Below are 18,318 nucleotides of genomic sequence, written 5' to 3' on the forward strand. Positions count from 1 at the left end.
CAGCCTGTGTCTTGAAGGAGAGGTAGTAATGATTCCAGCTTTGGCCAAAAAAATACTGCACGTTACTGTTGGTACGCTTCTAATCAGTTCCGCCGCTTCTGCGAAGGTTTATTTGAATTCCATGTGCCATATGGCCGCCAATTCAAAAACCCAGCAGATCCAGGGTGATGACAACAAGGACGACAAATTCCCGCTGGCATCCATCTCCAAAGTCGTAACCACATTATGGGCCATTGACCGCCTGGGTCCTGACTATCGCTTCCAAACCAAACTGCATGTCACACCGACAGCAAACGGTTCTTACGATATTCATATCGAAGGCAGCCGCGATCCGCTGTTTGGTCGCAACATGTCCTATTTCCTGCTTTCTGAACTGAACCGCATGAAAATCACCAAGGTCGAAAAGCTGACTTTCGATGAAAACTTCCTGCTGGCGTGGTTGGCGGAAGAAAAGCCGATGATCGGTGGAACGACACCTAAATATGAAACCGTTGAACAGCAGGCCTCTGTCGTGCGTGCGACTTTGGTGTCCTCTTTTGCAACGGCTATCAATCCGGGCTATTACGCCATTCTGAAATCCAAAGCGTCCCGCATTGGGGTGCAAATGGCCCTTCGCCCGAAGGTGGACGTGCGCACTGTCAGCTTCGTAAGAAAAGCTGATTTTCAGAAATCTGAAAAGACCACCACCATGGCTTTGTTGTCTTCACCTTTGAAAAACATCCTGAAGCGCATGAACAACCAGTCCAATAACTACATCGCTGACAATTTGTTCTGGAATCTGGGTGGCACTGAGGCTTTCAACACTTATATCGCCAACAAAATGCAGGCTGATCAAACCGATATCGTTTTCCACAACGGTTCCGGCAACAATGAAGGCTCGGTGGCAAAACCGGTTTATAACGAAGCGACTTGCGAAATGATGATCAAGGTTCTTTATTCCCTGGACAAATCCCTGTCTGCAAAAGGGTATGACCTTTCTGACGTCATGGCGGTTGCCGCTAAGGACAAATCCTCCACCGTCGGCAACTATGGCGGCGTGATGGCAGGTTCCACAACGGCAAAAACCGGCAGCGTGAACAAAGCCAAAACTCTGATGGGTTCTGTTTCCACCAAAAACGGCGAAATCTACTTCGCAGTTCTGATGCACACAGATTATGACAAGTCCCGCTCTGACTGGGGTGTGGCTTCTCAACAGATCAAAAACAAGGTCAGCCAGTTGATCAATCAAAATGGCGGCCCGACAGCGATCAAATACACAGAGCAACTGCCTTTGCCATTTGATAAATATTCTTACCTGACCAAAGTGAACACTATCACTACAGCGAAGAAATAGGTGACGTATGAAAAAGTCTTATTTGCTGGCGGCATTGATTTTTTTCCTCGCGGGCCTTCTTCACGGAACGGCTTTCGCGGCGGGAAAATCCAATAAAGCCCTGAACGAGGCTGCGGAACAAGGTGACCTGGCGAAAGTTAAAACCCTGGTTCAGAAAAACAAGATTGATCTGAACGCTCAGGACGAAACCGGCATGACCCCGCTGATGAATGCGGCGATGGGTGGGAATCTGGATATCGTAAAATTCCTGCTTTCCAAAAAAGTGAATCTGGAGCTGAAAAACAACGGCGGAGAAACCGCTTTGGCTTTTGCGGTGACCAACGATGCCTACGACGTGGCTGAAGAGCTGATCAAAGCCGGCGCCAACGTGGACATCACCGTGGCGGGCGACGAAGGCGACACCCTGTTCATGCGTGCAGCCCAGAACAATAAAAAAACGGCAGAATCCATTCTGGCGAAAAACAAATCCCTGATCAACAAAGCCAACTCTCTGGGTGAGACGGCCTTGTTTGCGGTGGCTCGCTACGGAACTCCGGCAGACATCGACTTCCTGGTTAAAAAAGGTGCTGACCTGAAAGTGAAAAACAAAAAAGGTCAGACGGCTCTGGATGTGGCAAAAGAAGCTTCCAACCAGGACACGGCAAAAGCTCTTTCCAAAAAGAAATAAGACGCCCAAAATCCCTCGGGGCATAAAAAAAGCCTGCTTCCTTAACGGAGCAGGCTTTTTGTTTTTCAGGGTTTTGAAATGCCTGATTAAGAGAACAGACGTTTGAAGAATCCTGCGACCTTCTGGCCGATGGACTTTTGCGCTGCCACTGGCACACGCTTTTTCGCAGAAGCCCCTTGGCGCTGCTGCTGTTGACCGTGCGGTTTGCGGGCCTGCTGGTCGGTTCTTGGTCTTTGTTCGCCACGTTTTCCTTCGTGCTGGCGTTTTGGGCCACCCTCTTGTCTTCTTGGACGGTTGTCCGGACGCTGGCCGCCACCTTGAGTCTGCTGAGCACCTGCCGCGCTTTGAGCGGATTTCTGCTGCCCCTCTGGACGAGGACCACGGTCCTGACGAGGTCCGCGATCACCACGTTCGCGACGTGGACCACGATCACCTTCACGGCGCGGGCCTCTGTCACCACCACGGCCACCTTCACGAGGTGCACGTGCACGGTCCAAAGATTTTGGATAGTGACCATCGAAGCTGGAGCTCATCGGTTTGAAGTCTTTCAACAACTGGTCGTTTTCCAGATAGCCGACTTCGATTTTGTGTTTCAGATAATCTTCAATGCGACCCAAAGACTCGATATCCTTGTCGCCCACCAAAGAAAACGCCTGACCCGTCGTGCCCGCACGGCCGGTACGACCGATACGGTGAACGTAGGATTCAGAGTCCATTGGCAGTTCATAGTTCACAACCATGTCGACACCTTTGATGTCCAGACCGCGGGCTGCAACGTCGGTTGCCACAAGAACGTTCATGTCGTTTTCAGCCTTGAACTGCTCAATCACGCGGTTGCGCTGAGCCTGGGTCAGAAGGCTTGAGATGGCCATGGCAGGAACACCGTTTTCCACCAGGAACTTCGCGATGCGCTCGACGCTCATTTTGAAGTTGGTGAAGATGATGGCCTGTTTTGGATTGTGCACTTTTACCAAAGACAAAAGATGCTGGGGCTTTTCTTCGTTGCCCACGTGGAAGATCTGGTCTTTCACGTTTTCAGCTTTGGCCTGGTCACGGCTGATGTTGATTTCAACCGGCTCGGAACCAAACTGGTAAACCGTGTTCAGAACGTCGAAGTTCAAAGTCGCACTGAAGACCAGCAACTGACGTTCACGAGGAACGCGCTGAAGGATGAACTTCATGTCGTCTTTGAAGCCCATATCAAACATTCTGTCCGCTTCATCGAAGCAGATCGCACGAACCTGTTTCAAGTCCACCAGATGTTCCTTGTACAGGTCGATCAAACGGCCCGGAGTCGCCACGATGAATTCAACACCGTTTTTCAGCGCCTCTTTTTGTTTGTCATAACCAGTACCACCATAGATCGCAAAACCACGAAGGCCGGAATCAACGCTCAGTTTGTTGATGTTGTCCTGAACCTGCTCGGCCAACTCACGCGTTGGAACCAGGATCAATACGAAGTTCTGAGGTTTCCAGTCTTTGTAGGCTCTTTTTTCGATCAGGGCTTTTTGCTCTTCAGTCACTTCACCCTGAACCGGGCGGGCTCTTAGGATACGTTCCATCACTGGGATTACGAAAGCGGCGGTTTTACCTGTTCCGGTCTGAGCAAGGCCGGCAACATCTTTGCCATCCAGAACCGGCGGGATGGCCTGTTCCTGGATCGGCGTGCAATCATCATAGTTCAATTTCTGGATTGCAGATAACAATTGGGAATCTAAATTCAATTCTGAGAATTTCAAGTTTCTATACTCCGGTCTGAAGCTCCCAAACTACTTAGCAGGGAGCCAAATGTCAAAGCAGGCGCTTAAAAGCCGCCCACAAACAGTTTCACGGCCTCCGTAAAGGCCTGAGGTTGATCTGAGTGGACCCAATGTCCAGCTCCAGGTATTACGACGCCCTTAATCATAGGGTTGCTAGCCAGCATTTTGTCGTAGTTTTCCTGACTGAGTTCTTTGGAGTTTCCTCCGCGAACCAACAGGGTCGGCACTTTCAGGGATTTCACTTCGTCCCAGCGGTCATCTGTGCGCCCCAGGCGGACAGAGTCCAGAATGCCTTGTTTCGAAAACCGCCAATCCACAGTTCCGTTGGCTTGTTCCACCATATTCGAATAGAAGTAGTTCGCCATCACTTGGATGTTTTCCCGGGTCTTCGCCGTTTTGACAAAGTCCTCAAAGAAATAGCGCTTGGCCTCGTCTCGGGAGGCAAAAGGGCTGGGAACCAGATTCAACAAATACTCGTAATACTCATGAGCCGTGGGATTGGCCTCGGGCCCAATGTCTTCGATCACCAGGTGGGACACATACTCGGGGAATCTGGAAGCAAAGTTCAGGACGTTACGGCCACCCATCGAGTGCCCGACCAGAACAAACTTCCCCCACCCCAACTCATCCACAATCTTTTTGAGGTCGTCCGCATAGTCTTCGGGACTGTAACCCTCGGGCGGCTGGAAGGATCTTCCGTGCCCGCGCTGGTCAAAGGCCAAACACCGTTCGGTCGCCTCAATCCCCTGAATGATCCGGCGCCAGTTCTGTCCATAGCCCATCAGACCATGAACAAAGACCCATTTGCGCCCGTCTTCGGGACCATAAAAGAGATGATAGAAATTATTGAGGTAAGACATACCCTTTTATACCCCCGGGCGAGGGTGACGTCATGTTGATTTATTCAAAAGACCCTCAATTATTTCAAGGACTTAAGATCAAAGACTTGTCCTTCCGGTCTTTTGTTATTCAGGTTTGAATTTTGATGCGAAGGGATGTAGATTCAGCCTCAATGACTGCCCAGCAAAAACCCCAGCTCCACGAGGACTGGATCGACTCCTACGCATTAAGAATTGTCCGTAACCTTCAAGACGCCGGTTTTGAAACCTATCTTGTTGGTGGTTGCGTTCGTGATTTGCTTGTTGGGATTCATCCGAAAGATTTTGATATCGCCACCAGCGCTCACCCCAATCAGGTTCGCAAAAAAGTTCCCAACGCTTACGTGATCGGCCGTCGTTTCAAGCTGGTGCTTGTTAAACGTGGTGATCAGCAGTTTGAGGTGGCCACCTTCCGTCGTAACGTGACTCAGGAAGAACTGGCCGATCAGGGCGATGACTCTGTGGAAGGTGACAACTACTTCGGCACTGTTGAAGAAGACGCCGTTCGCCGCGACTTCACCTGCAATGCCGTCTTCTACGATCCGGGTCAGCACAAACTGATCGACTATTGCGGTGGCATCCAGGACATCGAAAACCGCGTGCTTCGCATGATCGGTGATCCGAAAGCTCGTTTCATCGAGGATCCGATTCGTATCCTGCGTGCGATCCGTCTTTCCCACAAATTGCATTTCTCGATTGAAGCCACGATGCGTGCGGCGATCGCCGAATGCAGTGGTGAACTGAAAAAATCCGTCCTTCCGCGCCGTCGTGAAGAATGGCTGAAATTCCTGCGCCTGAAAGAACCCCACCTGGCTTTCATGGAACTGTTTGACCTGCACATTCTGGAACAAATCCTGCCGGGCCTGCATTCTGTGTTTGTTGACGCCCACAAGATGGAAATCTTTGAAATTCATCTGGCGCGCATCAATCTTTCAGGCATCGACAAGAATGATCCGATCGAATTGTTTGCCGGATTTATGATGGCCTTCATGAAAGCCCAGTACGGCGAAGAGCCTTGGAATCATGACGAGCTTTCCAATGATCCGAAGCTTGCCTACTTCATGCGTGAAGAAATGGGCATCTTCAAACAGGAGATCGCGATCTTCTTCAAAGCTTTGTATCTGATGCAGGGTCTGCACAAGATTGAAAACTACAGCCGCAAGGGCGAACGCCGTCAGGCGGCTTTTGTGATGAATGAATCTTTCCTGCTGGCGATGAAGCTGGCGAAGATGGATTATTCCCTGTCCCCGTCCCAGATGCACTACTGGGAACAGCAGTATGAAAAGTTCTCGCGTGGACCGGCTCCGCGTCCGAAACCCGAGGAAACCCACCACTAAGTCCGCTAAGGGTCTCAGTTCAAGACATCCACGATTGAATTGAGACCGGTCTATTGAAGCCGTCCCCTAAAAGCCTGATAATAAGACAATGTCACCCAGCGTGGGTTGTCTTAAACATCCACGTAAAACGATGGAAGGTTTTAGATATGGGACGGAACGACCAAAAGAAGAACACTTTCCTGATTATCAGCGGCGACAAAACCCGCATCCATAAGTGCACTGAAGCCCTTAATCGAAATTTTGAAAACTGCTCGGTCTTTCACGGCTCGGAGTGGTTTGAAGCCAAGTACAAACTGGACAACGTTCACCCCAAAGCCGTTTTGGTGGATGAATATTTACCCAAGGGTTCCGGCTTTGACATCGTCGCGAAGATTCTCAAAGAAAAAAACAACGACGACATCGCGATCATCATCATGTCCTATGTCGCCGACCACGATATCTTCAAACACGAAGTCGCCTCGGGCCGTATTCAGTTTCTGACCGAACCGGACCGCGAAAAAGCTCTGGTGGACTGTGTTTCCAAAATCATTTCCCCGAAGGTTGATAACAACCAGGCCCAGTACGAGCTAAAACAATTGCAGCCGGGTGATGTGCTGTTCAAAGAAGGCGATATGACCGAAGTGGCTTATATCGTGAAAAAAGGCAGCCTGCGTGCGTACTCGGAAGGCCCGGACGGTGACAAAATCATGTTCGGAGAAATTCTGCCCGGTGAATTCGTTGGCGAAATGGGGCACTTCAATCACGAACCCCGCTCGGCCACCGTGGAGGCCATCACGGAAGTCGAATTGATCGCGATCCCGAATGGCTCTTTGGACAATGTTATCTTTGCGCGCCCCTCGTGGGCGAAGGCTTTGGTCAAGACCCTGTCACAGCGGCTGAAGAAAGCCAACAAGGCCCTGACCGGCTAGAACCTACTTCAGCTTTTCCCAAAGATAGGTGTACTCAAGAGCATTCCACAAGATGGCCTGTTCGATGTTCGCGCTGCCTGCGTGGCCGCCCTCCATGTTTTCATAATAGTAAACCGGATGACCCTGTTCTTTCATTCTGGCCACCATCTTGCGCGCATGGCCCGGGTGAACGCGGTCGTCCTTGGTGCTGGTCATGATAAACACCTCAGGATACTTCGCGTCTTTGCTCAGACGCTGATACGGAGAATACTTCAGAATCGCCTCACGCATTTTTGGATCGTCCGGATCACCGTATTCGGCCATCCAACTGGCGCCCGCCAGCAGCTTGTGATAGCGAAGCATGTCCAGCAAAGGCACACCCACAATCACCGCATTGTACAGATCCGGACGCTGCGTGAAGGTCGCCCCCGTCAACAGACCGCCATTGGATCGACCGGAAATACCCAGGTGCTGTGGCGAGGTGAAACCGCGCTTGATCAGGTCTTCTGAAATCGCGATGTTGTCTTCGTAAACCTTATAGCGATTTTCTTTCAGCACGGACTGATGCCATGCCGGACCGAACTCGCCCCCGCCGCGCAGATTGGAAATCACATAGACCCCACCCTGCTCCAGCCACACTTTGCCGACCGTGCCCAGATAACTTGGCTGCATCGGCGACTGGAATCCGCCATACCCGTAAAGCAGCGTCGGATTTTTTCCATCCATCTTGATGTCTGCCTTGGAAGTCACAAAGTAAGGAATCTTCGTGCCGTCTTTGCTGGTCGCTTCAAAACGCTGGGTCTTCATGCCCTTGTTGTTGAAACGATCCGGAGATTTCTTCAAAAGCTCCAGCATGTTTTTGCCGTCACTCGCATCCCCCAGATATGTCGATACCGGAGTGAAGAAATCCATGTACTGCGCCAGATACAGATCACTTTCTTCCTCGGTGGAAGTGACATAGGCCATGCCGTTCTCACCCAGTGGCACGGACTCGGTCTTGAAGGTGTCCTCATTGGTGAAGGTCACTTTCTCGATTTTGGAAAGCACATTGTCTGTCACATGCAGCATGATATGATTTTTGGTTGGATTCAGGCCTTGAATGAATCTTTTGTCGGTCGGGACAAAGATCGCCTTCAGGGACGCTTGAGCTTTTTCGCCTTCGAAGATTTTATCGAATGGCATGAACACAATACTGCCCGTTTTAAGATTTCCCAGATCAGACTTCAGCTCAAAGAACAGTTTGTTTTTGAAAACACCCCAGAACTCGGAATCCGTCGGCATCGGCAGACGGGTTTTAACGCCCTTGTCGTCTTCGTACCAGTTTTCGCTGGAATAAAAGCCCGTACGGATAGAATGGAAGACATGTTTGTTGTCGCCGTCCAACTGCACATAGCTGTACACAGACATGTCAGTAGGTTTGCCTTCCATCACCAGCTTGGCCTCGCTGACCGGCGTGCCCCGCTTCCAGATTTTGGTGATACGCGGGTAACCTGAGTCCGTCATACTGCCCGGCCCGAAATCCGTTCCCACATAAACGGTGTTGTCGTCTTTCCATTGAACATTGCTTTTTGCCTCAGGCAATACAAAGCCGTCCGTCACAAACTGGCGGGTCTTCATATTGAATTCACGCACCACCGTGGCGTCCTTGCCCCCACGGGACAAATAGACCAAAGCTTTTTCGTGAGCCGGGGGCAAGGTCATCGCCCCCTTCCACACCCAGTTTTCATTTTCTTTTTTGGCCAAAGCATCAATATCCAGAATCACATCCCAGTGCGGGTGTGAGGTCCTATAGTTTTGCAGGGTGGTTTTTCTCCACAGGCCGCGCACGTGTTTTCCGTCCTGCCAGAAATTATAAAGCTCCCCGTTCTTCAGGTGCACAGCAGGCACGCGGTCTTCCGCCAGCATGATCTTTCTTAAGTCATGCTCGATGGTTTTAAAGCGTGGATTCTGTTGAAAGTGCCCCAGCGTGCGTTTGTTTTCGGCCTTGGCAAATTCCAGGGCCTTTTCGCCTTCCACTTCTTCCAGCCACAAATAGGGATCGTGCATGAGGGACTCCTTCTTGAATTGATTCGTCGTCGTACAGGCCACCAGCAACAGAGGACCCAGGATCAAACTTTTGCGGAAATTCATTGATGTCTCCTGACGGATTTCAGGAACTTATTCTAACCGGACGGCGGAATGAAGCAAGAAAGACAATAAAAAAGCCCGAAGTTTCCTTCGGGCTTGGGTAAAACATTTTTTAAACTTTGCTGGACTAAGCGGCGTTACGAGTCTGCAGTTGTTTCAGCAGATCCCCTGCGATGCGATCCAGCGGCAGAACTTTGTCTGCGGCCCCCAGCGCCACCGCTGCGGCTGGCATACCGTAAACCACACAGGTTTCTTCATTCTGAGCCACAGTGTAAGCTCCGGCATTTTTCATTTCCAAAAGACCTTCAGCGCCGTCCTTACCCATACCGGTCAGAACAACACCCATGGCATTCTTACCCACGTATTTAGCCACCGACTTCATCAGATAATCCGCCGCAGGGCGAACACTGTGCAGGGCCGGGCCCTGATGCAGCTTCACGTAATAGAAGGCACCACTGCGCGTGATTTCCATATGATAGTTGCCCGGAGCAATCAGAACGCGCCCTGGCACCACCTGGTCACCTTCCTGCGCTTCTTTCACCTCAAACGGGAACATCTTATCCAAATTTTCAGCAAACGACTTCGTGAAGCCCGGTGGCATGTGCTGCACAACCAAAGTTCCCGGAATATCCGCCGGCATGCCGCTCAGGAAGACCTTCAAAGCCTCGGTACCACCCGTGGAAGAAGCCACCGCCAGCAACTGGTGCGTGGTTCTTGCCAAAGAGGTGCTGGCCACCTTCTGCACTGGCGCCCCCGGATTCGGAATCACCGCTTTGATCGGATTGATGCGGGCTTTCGCCACGGCTTTTACTTTTTCAATGATGGCCGCCGACAATGTCTCCAAAGACTGGGACACGTCGATGGACGGCTTTTCCATGATTTCAATCGCGCCAGCTTCCAGAGCACGCAGATACGTTTCAGAGCCGGTTTTCGCCAAGCTTGAGAAAATGATCGTGCGGGTCGGGAAATGCTGCATGACTTTTTCCAGGAAGCTGATGCCGTCCATACGAGGCATCTCCACATCCAGAGTCATTACGTCGGGTTTTAGCGCCACCAGCTTGTCGCGGGCGATGTAAGGGTCCGATGCCGTTCCCACCACCTCGATATCCGCGCAGGAGGAAAAGATCTTTTCCAGCAGCTTACGAATCACCGCAGAGTCATCAACAATCAGGACACGAATCTTTTGTGCCATTGGGGCCTTCTTTAATTAAAGTTTTTGATATACTGCGCGAGACATCGGTTTCAAACCCGGATGTTTCACGTTCCCTGATTCGGAATGACCCAGAATCAGATATCCGCCCGGTGCCAGGCAGGACACCAGATTGTCGATCACACGTTTTGTTGTCGGCTCATCAAAATAAATCAGTACGTTACGGCAGAAGATCACATGGAACTTGTGCTGGAACTCGTACTTGGGATTCATCAAATTAAACGGCGCGAAGCGGATCATGTTATGAATCTGATCCTTGGCTCTCCAGTATTCATCGCCGTCAGCTTTGATTTTCTCAAAGTACTTCGAACGCTGCACTGGCGGCAGCCCCTGCATTTCGCGCTCTTCATATGTGCCTGTAGAGGCTTTTTTCAAAACCTGCAGGTCAATATCGGTCGCAAGCAAACGCGGCTTCGCGGAAGGCATTTCAGGTTGAGCTTCACACGCTGTCATCGCGATCGTGTAAGGCTCCTGGCCCGTGCTTGCTGCCGCACACCACATGCGCAGATCAGTTCCGAACTTGCGGGAAAGCTCCGGCAGAATGGATTTTAGAAAGTCGAAATGATTCGACTCTCGATAGAACGAAGTCATGTTCGTGGTCAGGGCTGAAATGAATTCAGACACCATCTCGTTGCCACCGGCTTCAAGTTTTGACCAGTATTCTTCATAGGTCTTCAAGGAATGACGACGCAGCAGTTTTACAATTCTATTGCGGATCAAAGCATGATTCTTTGGCGTCAGTGGCAGATCCACCCCGGCCAGGTCATACATGCGCTCAGCAAACTTCATGAACATTTTGTCCGAAAGCTTGATATCTTCAAAATCGTACAGAGCGCCTGTGGCCTCGTTCTTTTTTACAGCGGTCATGCGGCCATTCCTCTTCCGTTAGCGACGTTGTTCACAAGAGCACCGGGCTCCAAAATCAATACTGTACGGCCATCACCCAGGATCGCGGCACCGGCCACTTCCGGAATGTCCTGACCGGTGGTGATTGGTTTTACAACCACCTGCGCCTGACCCAGGACATCGTCCACCGGGAAGGCCATCTGACCTGTCATGGATTCAATGATCACCAGCATGGTTTCTTCGCGACGTGCACTTAAAGAATTTTCGCGGCGCTGAGCCAGTTGCTGGTCTTTTTTGTTCAAAGTCCAATTGATAGACCCCAGGGTTTTGGAAACGTCTATCACCGGCAACAGAAGACCACGGATGCTGGCCACTTTCCCGGCACCAGAGATGTTCGTGTAGTCCTTTGGAAGGACACGCACGATCTCGCGGATAGAATGGATCGGCAGAATATAACGAGCGCCATCCAAAGCCACGATGATACCGTCGGTGATCGCCGTGCTTAAAGGAATCGTCAGACGGAACGTGGTCCCCTGGCCTGCCTTGGAGTAAATATTGATCTTACCGTTGATTTTATCCAGATTGGATTTCACCACATCCAGACCCACACCACGACCGGACAGGTCCGAAATCTTGTCAGCGGTAGAGAAACCCGGATAGAAGATGTACTGGAAAACCTGCTCATCAGGGATGGACGCCGGGTCCACGCCTGCGGGCACAAAGCCCTTTTCAATGGCCTTGCTCAGAACCTTGTCACGGTTGATGCCACCACCGTCATCAGAGATGTCGATGATAACGTTACCGCCAGATTGTTTTGCAGATACGGTGACTTTTGCCGTCGCCGGCTTGCCGCGCTCTTGGCGAAGTTCTTTCTTTTCCACCCCGTGGTCCATCGAGTTACGAACCAGGTGAACCAAAGGGTCCCCCAGAAGCTCGAACACGGTTCTTTCAACTTCGGTTTCTTCACCGATCAGTTGCAGATCCACTGGTTTATCCAGAGTCAAAGACACGTCACGCACGATACGCTGAATCTTGATGAACATGGATTTCAGCGGGGTCATACGGATGCTCAAAGTTTTTTCATACAATTCACGAACGGCCTTATCGAGCTGATCAACAATGGCCTCCAGACGCAGGTTCACACCGCTGCGAACTGTTTCGTCATGCACGAGCTGATTTTTCAATACAACCAGCTCACCCACGGCATCCAGAACCGAATCCACACGACCGGTGTCAACTTTGATGGCGCTGGTCGCATTTTTGACATTCTTGTTATTACCACCACCACTTCCAGATGCGGCTGCCGCCGCTGCTGGTTTGGCTGCCGCAGCCGGAACTGCTTTTGCAGCTGGTGCCGGAGCTTCAACCGGTGTTTCCACCACTTTCAGAACCGGAGCCGGCTTCGCAGGCTCTGCCGCCGCCACAGGGGCCGCTTCGGCAATAGCCGTTTTCAGAGCGGCTTCAGCCGCTTCTTTGGCATGGAATTCAGCCTGATCTTCAGGGGACATCTGTGCCAGAAGTTCTGCCAAAAGATCATGATTGATCAAATCATCTTCTGGTGCAGCCGCTTCAGCCGCAGGCGTTAGGGCAAAGAAATCATCGGGAGCTTCCACTTTGGGCTCATCCACTGAAGGAGCGGGAGCATGTGCGTGCTTGGAAGCTTTGCCAGAAAGCTGCTCGGTGATGGCGATCAATTCCGCCGTCAATGCAGAAGGATCCCAAGGACCACCCTGCTGCTGCTGAAGAGCCGCAACGCGGTTCTTCAGTTCGTCTCCGGACTGCAACAACAAAGAGATCACAGTTGAGTTCACCAGCTCAGGGCGCGAACGCAGAAGATCCAAAAGGTCTTCCATCACGTGGGCAAATTTGCACAAGTCTGCCAGACCGACGGCAGCAGCTCCTCCTTTTACGGAATGGGCCACCCGGAATATATCTGTCAGATCTTTCGCTGGATCTTCGCTGTTTTCCAGCCTCATCATGTATTCCTCGTACTGCTCCAGCATAAATGCGGATTCGTTCAGGAAATCCATTTGTAGTTCTTCAAAGAAAGAATTGTCACCGCTCATTGTGCGCTCCATAGAGATTAGAAAATCACATTGATGTATCGGTGATCGAACATCTGAGCTATTTAGACCCTTGGTCCAGAATGAGAATCAATCCACCCTTTGGTGTAAAGAATTAATGAAACACAGGACCATTGTCCCACTATGAGCCGCCAAATATCCGAGAATATTATTTTTTCCATCCCACCGAGAAATCCTCTTAAGTCACCTTGGTTTTTTCGCGAAGAGTCTATTGTTAAGATTTTTAATCACGACTTTGAAAGGCGTAATACGATGAGCGATGTATCCATGAAAGCAAAACCCGGTCAGTATCTAACTTTCCAATTGATGGCAGAGCAGTATGGTGTGGCCATCGAAACAGTGCGCGAGATCAATCAGTTCGGCGAAATCACTCCAGTGCCTCGCACTCCTGATTATGTAAAAGGTGTGATGAACCTTCGCGGCAAGATCATTCCAGTAGTGAACTTGCGCATTAAATTCGGCATGCAGTCTCAGGACACAACCCGCGACACCTGCATCATCGTGATCGATACTGAAATCGGTCAGGTGGGCATGATCGTGGACTCTGTAAAAGAGGTTGTGGACCTTCAGGAAAACCAAATCGAACCATCTCCGGTTCTGGGCAACGAACACGCGATGTCCTTCGTGCGTGGTATGGGTAAAGTCGACAATAAAGTCGTTATCCTTGTGGATATCGTGTCTGCGTTCAATCAGGATCAAATGGGTCAGATGGCGCAGTTCTCTCACCACGAAGAAGCCAAAGCCGCTTAAGAGCTTTTTAAAAGATTCCAATATAAAACCCGTGGGTCCAAAGCCCGCGGGTTTTGCTTTTCAATAACCCGATAAAATCACCTAAAAACGAACACTTACGCGTGGCCCGCGCCCTCGCCCGCTCCGCCATGTTCCATCTTGGACTTGGGCAATTTCTTCACTTTCAGAAATCAAACAATAAAATCAAAGACTTTTCGCCCTAAACGAGATAGCAAGACGCCATTAAACAAAGGACAAAATCATGAAATCTATCTTTTTTGTGACTGCGATGCTTTTCTCCAGCCTGTCTTTCGCCGGCCAGAGAGTTTTTGACTGCCAAGCTACCAAACTTTCCAAAAGCCCGGATGTATCTGAAGATTTCAACATCCAAAAAAATCCCACTGTACTTCTGATCGAAGACGCGAAGAACTGGTCTTTGAGTGTTGGTGATTACTCTGTTTCCACTCTGGACAAAAACGGTCCGGCATTGGCAAGAGAATCCAGCGCCGCTTCTGACACTGAAGTTCGTTATGATTTCTGGGTTGAAGCATCCTACGAATTCGAACTGGTCATCAGCGTTGTCGACCACACTGCCAAAGTTTACTGGTGGGGCCTGGGCGAACAAACCGAAGTCGGCACCTTCCAATGCGAAGTTTCCATTAAGTAAAAAGGTACCTCTGCGGCACCCTCCACAGGAGGGCCCACCGCAGTTATGCATAAACGCCGCGTAAATGGGCGTTCATCAAAGCCCTTGGGATTTCCCGGGGCTTTTTTTATTTTCTTTCGCTGACGGGATTAAACTTCAGATAAAGTCCCCAGGCTTCAATCATCGAACCGTCTTTAAACAGGCAATAGTCAAACTCGGCACCCTTGTCTGATTTAGCGATGCGGTTTTCTCCCCCGGCGTCCAGACAGTATCTGGCAGCGGGATTGCCCGCCAAGGCTTGAGGCAGATTTACGCGCGGGGCCTGTTTTTGAGCGACCTTCCACGCGTCACAATTCGGGGTTTTTCCCTTGAAACAATCCACTGATAATTTCAGCTTCTGGTATTCCTGCACCTTCAACGGCCGATACCCTTTGCCATCATAAATCTTCAGGTCTGCCCAGGCTGACGACGCCACCAAAATCCAAACTGAAATCATCGCAAGCATTTTCATTATTTGTCCTTTGGTTTGTCTGAAAGCCAGGCCAGCATTTGTTCGGGATATCCGGTATAGTTCAACAGCGTTTCAGCATCGACCCAGCCACCGTTATAAGTGTCCTGCCACTCCTGCCCCCAGCTATTATGAATCTGAACTGCATCATAGCACTTGTTGGCTTTGTCACACATGCGGCGATAACCGGAAATCACCGTCGCATGTTTGTTTCCGCCCTCAACACCTGGGGCGGGACAGTCGTCGGAGTATTTTTCATTCAGACAAATATTCGAAAGCAGTATTGGATGCCCGGCAGACAATTGCTTTTTAATCTCTGCAATAGAGTTCGCATAGTCTGCCTTCTGCCCCTTCTTGGGAAACAGACTTATCTCAGTGGAGCCCATCCCCTCAAAGTAGGCACGATTTTTCGCCCGAGCACATTCTTTCGGGGTCACAAGCCGGTCAAAGAACTTTTCATAGGTCTCTTCGCTGAAAGCCTTTAACAATCGGGCCGGATCTGTGTCGACAGCAAAATCCTTGTCCACTTCGGTCTTGGCCGTGGCAAAAAAATCAGAAAGACAGGTTTGGCAGTTTGGATCAATCTTGCGGTATTCATCGTATTTTTTGCGCAAACGTTTGAAGGCCGCCACCTGAGCCTCCGTCCCCATCTGTGCTCCGCCGATTTTCGTCAGAACTTTATCCAGAGACATGCACTGCTGAGAAGCCGCGTTGCCGACAAACGTTGCCGCCACTTCCAGAGTGAAAGCCCCCGGACCGCCCTCGCGGATACCACGGTAAGACGACTCGAAGGTATTCTCTCCGTCGGGATCATTTCCAAATCGGGCCACGTCCAAAGGGGAAAACACCTCTGAATCCGGCAGATTGTTACAGTCTTTTTTTTCGATTCGGCATTTTTCCGCCGTCATGATCGCGGCGGCAGCAAAAGAATAACAAAGCCCCAAAGTGTCTTGGGACATCACTTTGGGCATCGTGACTTTCTTTTCGGTCTTTGGCTGAACCGAGAAGCCTTCGCCAAAACGCGTGAAGGCCGGCATTGTTGCCGCCACGGCTGACTGTCCAAGAATCACAAACACAATCACTCTGGTCAGCAGTTTCATGAACCCCTCAGAAGTTTGGATATATATCCATTTTCACCGAAGGTATTCACGCCTACTAGTGGCAATATCTGTTTACGGACCTTGGGCCTGCAAATAAAAAACCCCACAGCCATTCGACAGTGGGGTTTCATTTTATCTCACAAAGACTAACGCAGTGTAGGGGGCCCTACCAGGCGCCGCTTTTTTGGAAGAAGGTGCCGGTGGTTTCGACGATCGCGGAGGCATCCACCTTGTGTTTGCGATAAAGGTCAGCCGCCGTGTAAGCACTTTGACCGAATTCGCCGTGAACACCCAGGCTTTTCACCTTGAAGGTCACATCGGCATTCATCAGAGCATGAGTCAGAATCTGACCAAAACCACCCAGCAACTGGTGATCTTCCACCGTGATCAAGTGCCCTTGAGTTTTTTCCAAAACAGTTTTGAAGGTCGCCACGTCCACATGGTTCACACAGGCACAGTTCACAACAACCGCACCCACACCTTTGGATTCAAGATCTTTAGCCGCCTGCAAAGCTTGTGGGACCAAAGAACCTGTCGTTGCAATCGCCACAGACTTGGTTTTACCCGCTGTCGTGTCCGCCAGAACCTGCGCTTTACGCAAGTCATAGGAAGTACCAGCCACATAGGTCTTAGGGAAGTTTTCACGACCCAAGAAGAACACCGCTGAATTCGGAACTTTACCTTCCTTGCGGGCTTTGGCGAAGTTTTCAATCACCGTGTACATCAAAGCGTCGGCTTCTTCACTGCAAGACAGGGAATACACATCCACATGCGGGATGGAGGAAACCATCGCCACATAGCTGAGCGCCTGGTGGGAAGCCCCGTCCGCCGCATCCTGGAAACCGGTGTGAGAAAACACCGCAATCACCGGCGCTTCAGACAATGCACCCATCGTCAGAGGCAAAGCGCCTTTGGTCACACCAAACTGAGCAAAGGTATCAACAACCGGGATGTAACCCAGCTTGGACAAACCCGCCGCTGTTGAAACCATGTTGGATTCTGCGATACCCACGTCGAAGGAATCTTGAGGGAATTCTTTACGGAAGCCCGCAACCCCTGTGGAACCTGGCAGATCCGAAGTCACACTCAAAACCGGGAAACCGGCTTTGCGTGCACGCACCATCGCGGAAGAAATGCCGACTTGAATTTTTTCACCGGAATCTTTCACACCGCTGGCTTTGATGTCCGCTTCCCACTTGTTCAGTTCAGCAATCCAGGTATTGAAAACATCCGGCAAAGCCGCGCCTCCCAGAATTTCGCCAACGAATGCAGGCAATTCAGAAGGGCTTTTCAGAGGGAAACCGTGACCGCCCGTTGCGGATTCTGCGGTTTTCTTGGTGCCGATGCCTTTCACGGTTTTTGCGTGGATTACAACCGGCGCCATCGGATTGGCTTTGGCCTGCTCGATAGCGTTAACAATCGTGTCGTAACATTTTTGCAGATCATTGCCTTCAGCAAGATTGATCACATTCCAGCCCAGGTCCTTCAAAGACGCGAAGGTCGGAGTCATCGAGAAAGATTCCGCATCGATACGACCGGAAAGTTTCGTGTTGTTATCGCTGATGATCAAAACATAAGGACCCATCTTGCCGGTTTTTGCCAGACCCGGAATCGCCGCGAAAGCCTCTTTCGCTTCACCTTCCATGCAGGCACCGTCAGAGATCGTGGTCACTGTCACACGGTTTTTGCCAGAGATCGCCTCGCCCATCGCCACACCTTGAGTTTGCGGGAACGCAGAACCCAAAGGACCGTTGGAGATAAAGACCCCTTCCGGGAAGCAGTGCACTTCACCGTGACCCGTCAGACCGCTTTCGATCGAACGGAATTTTTTAAGGCTGTCCAAAGTCAGACCCGCCATTTTGTAATTGGCTTTCAAAGCATACAGACCATTTTCGCAGTGACCTGCGTCGTTCACGATATGGAACAGGTCATACCATTGCTTGTTTTCACGAGCCGCCACATCAAACACATGACCGTGCAATGCGGACATAAGTTCCGCCAAAGCAGCAGGACCGCCATAGTGAGAAGCCGCGCCACCAAGGACGGCGTTCATATCCATCAAAGAAACAAGGGCGCGAGTCGCGTTAGGATCGGCCACTGGAATCTGACGTCCGTCTTTGCTTTTAACAAAGCTTTTGAATTGAGGTTCTTGAGTAGGGTTGCCTGCGAGTTTTGTTTTGATCTGAATCGGTTCTGTCATAGGATA

15 protein-coding genes are annotated in these 18,318 nt (G+C 50.7%); 6 read left to right on the top strand and 9 right to left on the bottom strand.

Annotated features, from left to right (window positions below; translation table 11 throughout):
- Positions 1-28 precede the first annotated feature (28 nt).
- Together ACZ520_RS16365 and ACZ520_RS16370 are read left to right on the top strand one after the other, a co-directional pair.
- Entirely contained in the window at positions 29-1,333 is a 1,305-nt protein-coding gene (locus ACZ520_RS16365; protein WP_464126560.1) for a D-alanyl-D-alanine carboxypeptidase, read from the top strand.
- A 7-nt stretch (positions 1,334-1,340) separates the two neighbouring features.
- Complete coding sequence (locus ACZ520_RS16370) at positions 1,341-2,000, top strand: ankyrin repeat domain-containing protein (RefSeq protein WP_088564094.1); 660 nt, start codon at positions 1,341-1,343, stop codon at positions 1,998-2,000.
- An 86-nt stretch (positions 2,001-2,086) separates the two neighbouring features.
- Here the strand turns inward: ACZ520_RS16370 and ACZ520_RS16375 are convergent, their stop codons facing one another.
- Positions 2,087-3,706: a DEAD/DEAH box helicase gene (locus tag ACZ520_RS16375; protein ID WP_464126563.1), complete on the bottom strand. Its 1,620-nt coding sequence runs from the start codon at positions 3,704-3,706 to the stop codon at positions 2,087-2,089.
- A gap of 98 nt (positions 3,707-3,804) precedes the next feature.
- The gene (locus ACZ520_RS16380) at positions 3,805-4,620 is read right to left on the bottom strand and encodes an alpha/beta fold hydrolase (RefSeq protein WP_015092457.1); all 816 of its coding nucleotides are present in this window, start codon (positions 4,618-4,620) and stop codon (positions 3,805-3,807) included.
- Between the two features lie 152 nt (positions 4,621-4,772).
- Between ACZ520_RS16380 and ACZ520_RS16385 the strand changes: the two genes are divergently transcribed.
- Together ACZ520_RS16385 and ACZ520_RS16390 are read left to right on the top strand one after the other, a co-directional pair.
- Positions 4,773-5,975: a CCA tRNA nucleotidyltransferase gene (locus ACZ520_RS16385; protein WP_232469004.1), complete on the top strand. Its 1,203-nt coding sequence runs from the start codon at positions 4,773-4,775 to the stop codon at positions 5,973-5,975.
- 146 nt (positions 5,976-6,121) lie between these two features.
- Positions 6,122-6,883: a cyclic nucleotide-binding domain-containing protein gene (locus tag ACZ520_RS16390; RefSeq protein WP_088564091.1), complete on the top strand. Its 762-nt coding sequence runs from the start codon at positions 6,122-6,124 to the stop codon at positions 6,881-6,883.
- Between the two features lie 3 nt (positions 6,884-6,886).
- Here ACZ520_RS16390 and ACZ520_RS16395 read toward each other — a convergent pair whose 3' ends face one another.
- The 4 genes from ACZ520_RS16395 to ACZ520_RS16410 all read right to left on the bottom strand — a co-directional run bounded on the left by ACZ520_RS16395 (position 6,887) and on the right by ACZ520_RS16410 (position 13,111).
- The gene (locus ACZ520_RS16395; protein ID WP_464126566.1) at positions 6,887-8,992 is read right to left on the bottom strand and encodes a prolyl oligopeptidase family serine peptidase; all 2,106 of its coding nucleotides are present in this window, start codon (positions 8,990-8,992) and stop codon (positions 6,887-6,889) included.
- Between the two features lie 124 nt (positions 8,993-9,116).
- A complete protein-coding gene (locus ACZ520_RS16400; RefSeq protein WP_088564089.1) occupies positions 9,117-10,181 on the bottom strand; it encodes a protein-glutamate methylesterase/protein-glutamine glutaminase in 1,065 nt (354 codons plus the stop codon).
- A gap of 15 nt (positions 10,182-10,196) precedes the next feature.
- Complete coding sequence (locus ACZ520_RS16405) at positions 10,197-11,066, bottom strand: CheR family methyltransferase (RefSeq protein WP_417868184.1); 870 nt, start codon at positions 11,064-11,066, stop codon at positions 10,197-10,199.
- Complete coding sequence (locus tag ACZ520_RS16410) at positions 11,063-13,111, bottom strand: chemotaxis protein CheA (protein ID WP_464126569.1); 2,049 nt, start codon at positions 13,109-13,111, stop codon at positions 11,063-11,065. Before ACZ520_RS16410 ends, ACZ520_RS16405 begins: the two co-directional genes overlap by 4 nt.
- Before the next feature lie 270 nt (positions 13,112-13,381).
- Between ACZ520_RS16410 and ACZ520_RS16415 the strand changes: the two genes are divergently transcribed.
- Positions 13,382-13,879, top strand: a complete 498-nt coding sequence (locus ACZ520_RS16415) for a chemotaxis protein CheW (RefSeq protein WP_088564086.1) — start codon at positions 13,382-13,384, stop codon at positions 13,877-13,879.
- A gap of 241 nt (positions 13,880-14,120) precedes the next feature.
- Positions 14,121-14,525 carry a hypothetical protein gene (locus tag ACZ520_RS16420; RefSeq protein WP_464126572.1) on the top strand — a complete coding sequence of 135 codons (405 nt, stop codon included), beginning with the start codon at positions 14,121-14,123 and terminating at the stop codon, positions 14,523-14,525.
- Between the two features lie 106 nt (positions 14,526-14,631).
- Here ACZ520_RS16420 and ACZ520_RS16425 read toward each other — a convergent pair whose 3' ends face one another.
- The 3 genes from ACZ520_RS16425 to ACZ520_RS16435 all read right to left on the bottom strand — a co-directional run bounded on the left by ACZ520_RS16425 (position 14,632) and on the right by ACZ520_RS16435 (position 18,312).
- Complete coding sequence (locus ACZ520_RS16425) at positions 14,632-15,015, bottom strand: putative hemolysin (RefSeq protein WP_464126574.1); 384 nt, start codon at positions 15,013-15,015, stop codon at positions 14,632-14,634.
- Positions 15,015-16,112 (bottom strand): hypothetical protein, encoded by a 1,098-nt coding sequence (locus ACZ520_RS16430; RefSeq protein WP_464126576.1) that lies wholly within the window; start codon positions 16,110-16,112, stop codon positions 15,015-15,017. Before ACZ520_RS16430 ends, ACZ520_RS16425 begins: the two co-directional genes overlap by 1 nt.
- A gap of 166 nt (positions 16,113-16,278) precedes the next feature.
- Positions 16,279-18,312 (bottom strand): transketolase C-terminal domain-containing protein, encoded by a 2,034-nt coding sequence (locus ACZ520_RS16435; protein WP_088564082.1) that lies wholly within the window; start codon positions 18,310-18,312, stop codon positions 16,279-16,281.
- Between the last annotated feature and the right edge of the window lie 6 nt (positions 18,313-18,318).

This window comes from Bdellovibrio sp. BIS2 (assembly GCF_055398295.1).

What these genes read in the sequence shown, in the direction of transcription:
- ACZ520_RS16370 (WP_088564094.1), top strand. Translation starts at nt 1,341, where the DNA reads ATGAAAAAGTCTTATTTGCTGGCGGCATTGATTTTTTTCCTCGCGGGC.
- ACZ520_RS16425 (WP_464126574.1), bottom strand. Translation starts at nt 15,015, where the DNA reads ATGAAAATGCTTGCGATGATTTCAGTTTGGATTTTGGTGGCGTCGTCA.
- ACZ520_RS16390 (WP_088564091.1), top strand. Translation starts at nt 6,122, where the DNA reads ATGGGACGGAACGACCAAAAGAAGAACACTTTCCTGATTATCAGCGGC.
- ACZ520_RS16415 (WP_088564086.1), top strand. Translation starts at nt 13,382, where the DNA reads ATGAGCGATGTATCCATGAAAGCAAAACCCGGTCAGTATCTAACTTTC.
- ACZ520_RS16410 (WP_464126569.1), bottom strand. Translation starts at nt 13,111, where the DNA reads ATGAGCGGTGACAATTCTTTCTTTGAAGAACTACAAATGGATTTCCTG.
- ACZ520_RS16405 (WP_417868184.1), bottom strand. Translation starts at nt 11,066, where the DNA reads ATGACCGCTGTAAAAAAGAACGAGGCCACAGGCGCTCTGTACGATTTT.
- ACZ520_RS16435 (WP_088564082.1), bottom strand. Translation starts at nt 18,312, where the DNA reads ATGACAGAACCGATTCAGATCAAAACAAAACTCGCAGGCAACCCTACT.
- ACZ520_RS16395 (WP_464126566.1), bottom strand. Translation starts at nt 8,992, where the DNA reads ATGAATTTCCGCAAAAGTTTGATCCTGGGTCCTCTGTTGCTGGTGGCC.
- ACZ520_RS16430 (WP_464126576.1), bottom strand. Translation starts at nt 16,112, where the DNA reads ATGAAACTGCTGACCAGAGTGATTGTGTTTGTGATTCTTGGACAGTCA.
- ACZ520_RS16380 (WP_015092457.1), bottom strand. Translation starts at nt 4,620, where the DNA reads ATGTCTTACCTCAATAATTTCTATCATCTCTTTTATGGTCCCGAAGAC.
- ACZ520_RS16400 (WP_088564089.1), bottom strand. Translation starts at nt 10,181, where the DNA reads ATGGCACAAAAGATTCGTGTCCTGATTGTTGATGACTCTGCGGTGATT.
- ACZ520_RS16385 (WP_232469004.1), top strand. Translation starts at nt 4,773, where the DNA reads ATGACTGCCCAGCAAAAACCCCAGCTCCACGAGGACTGGATCGACTCC.
- ACZ520_RS16365 (WP_464126560.1), top strand. Translation starts at nt 29, where the DNA reads ATGATTCCAGCTTTGGCCAAAAAAATACTGCACGTTACTGTTGGTACG.
- ACZ520_RS16420 (WP_464126572.1), top strand. Translation starts at nt 14,121, where the DNA reads ATGAAATCTATCTTTTTTGTGACTGCGATGCTTTTCTCCAGCCTGTCT.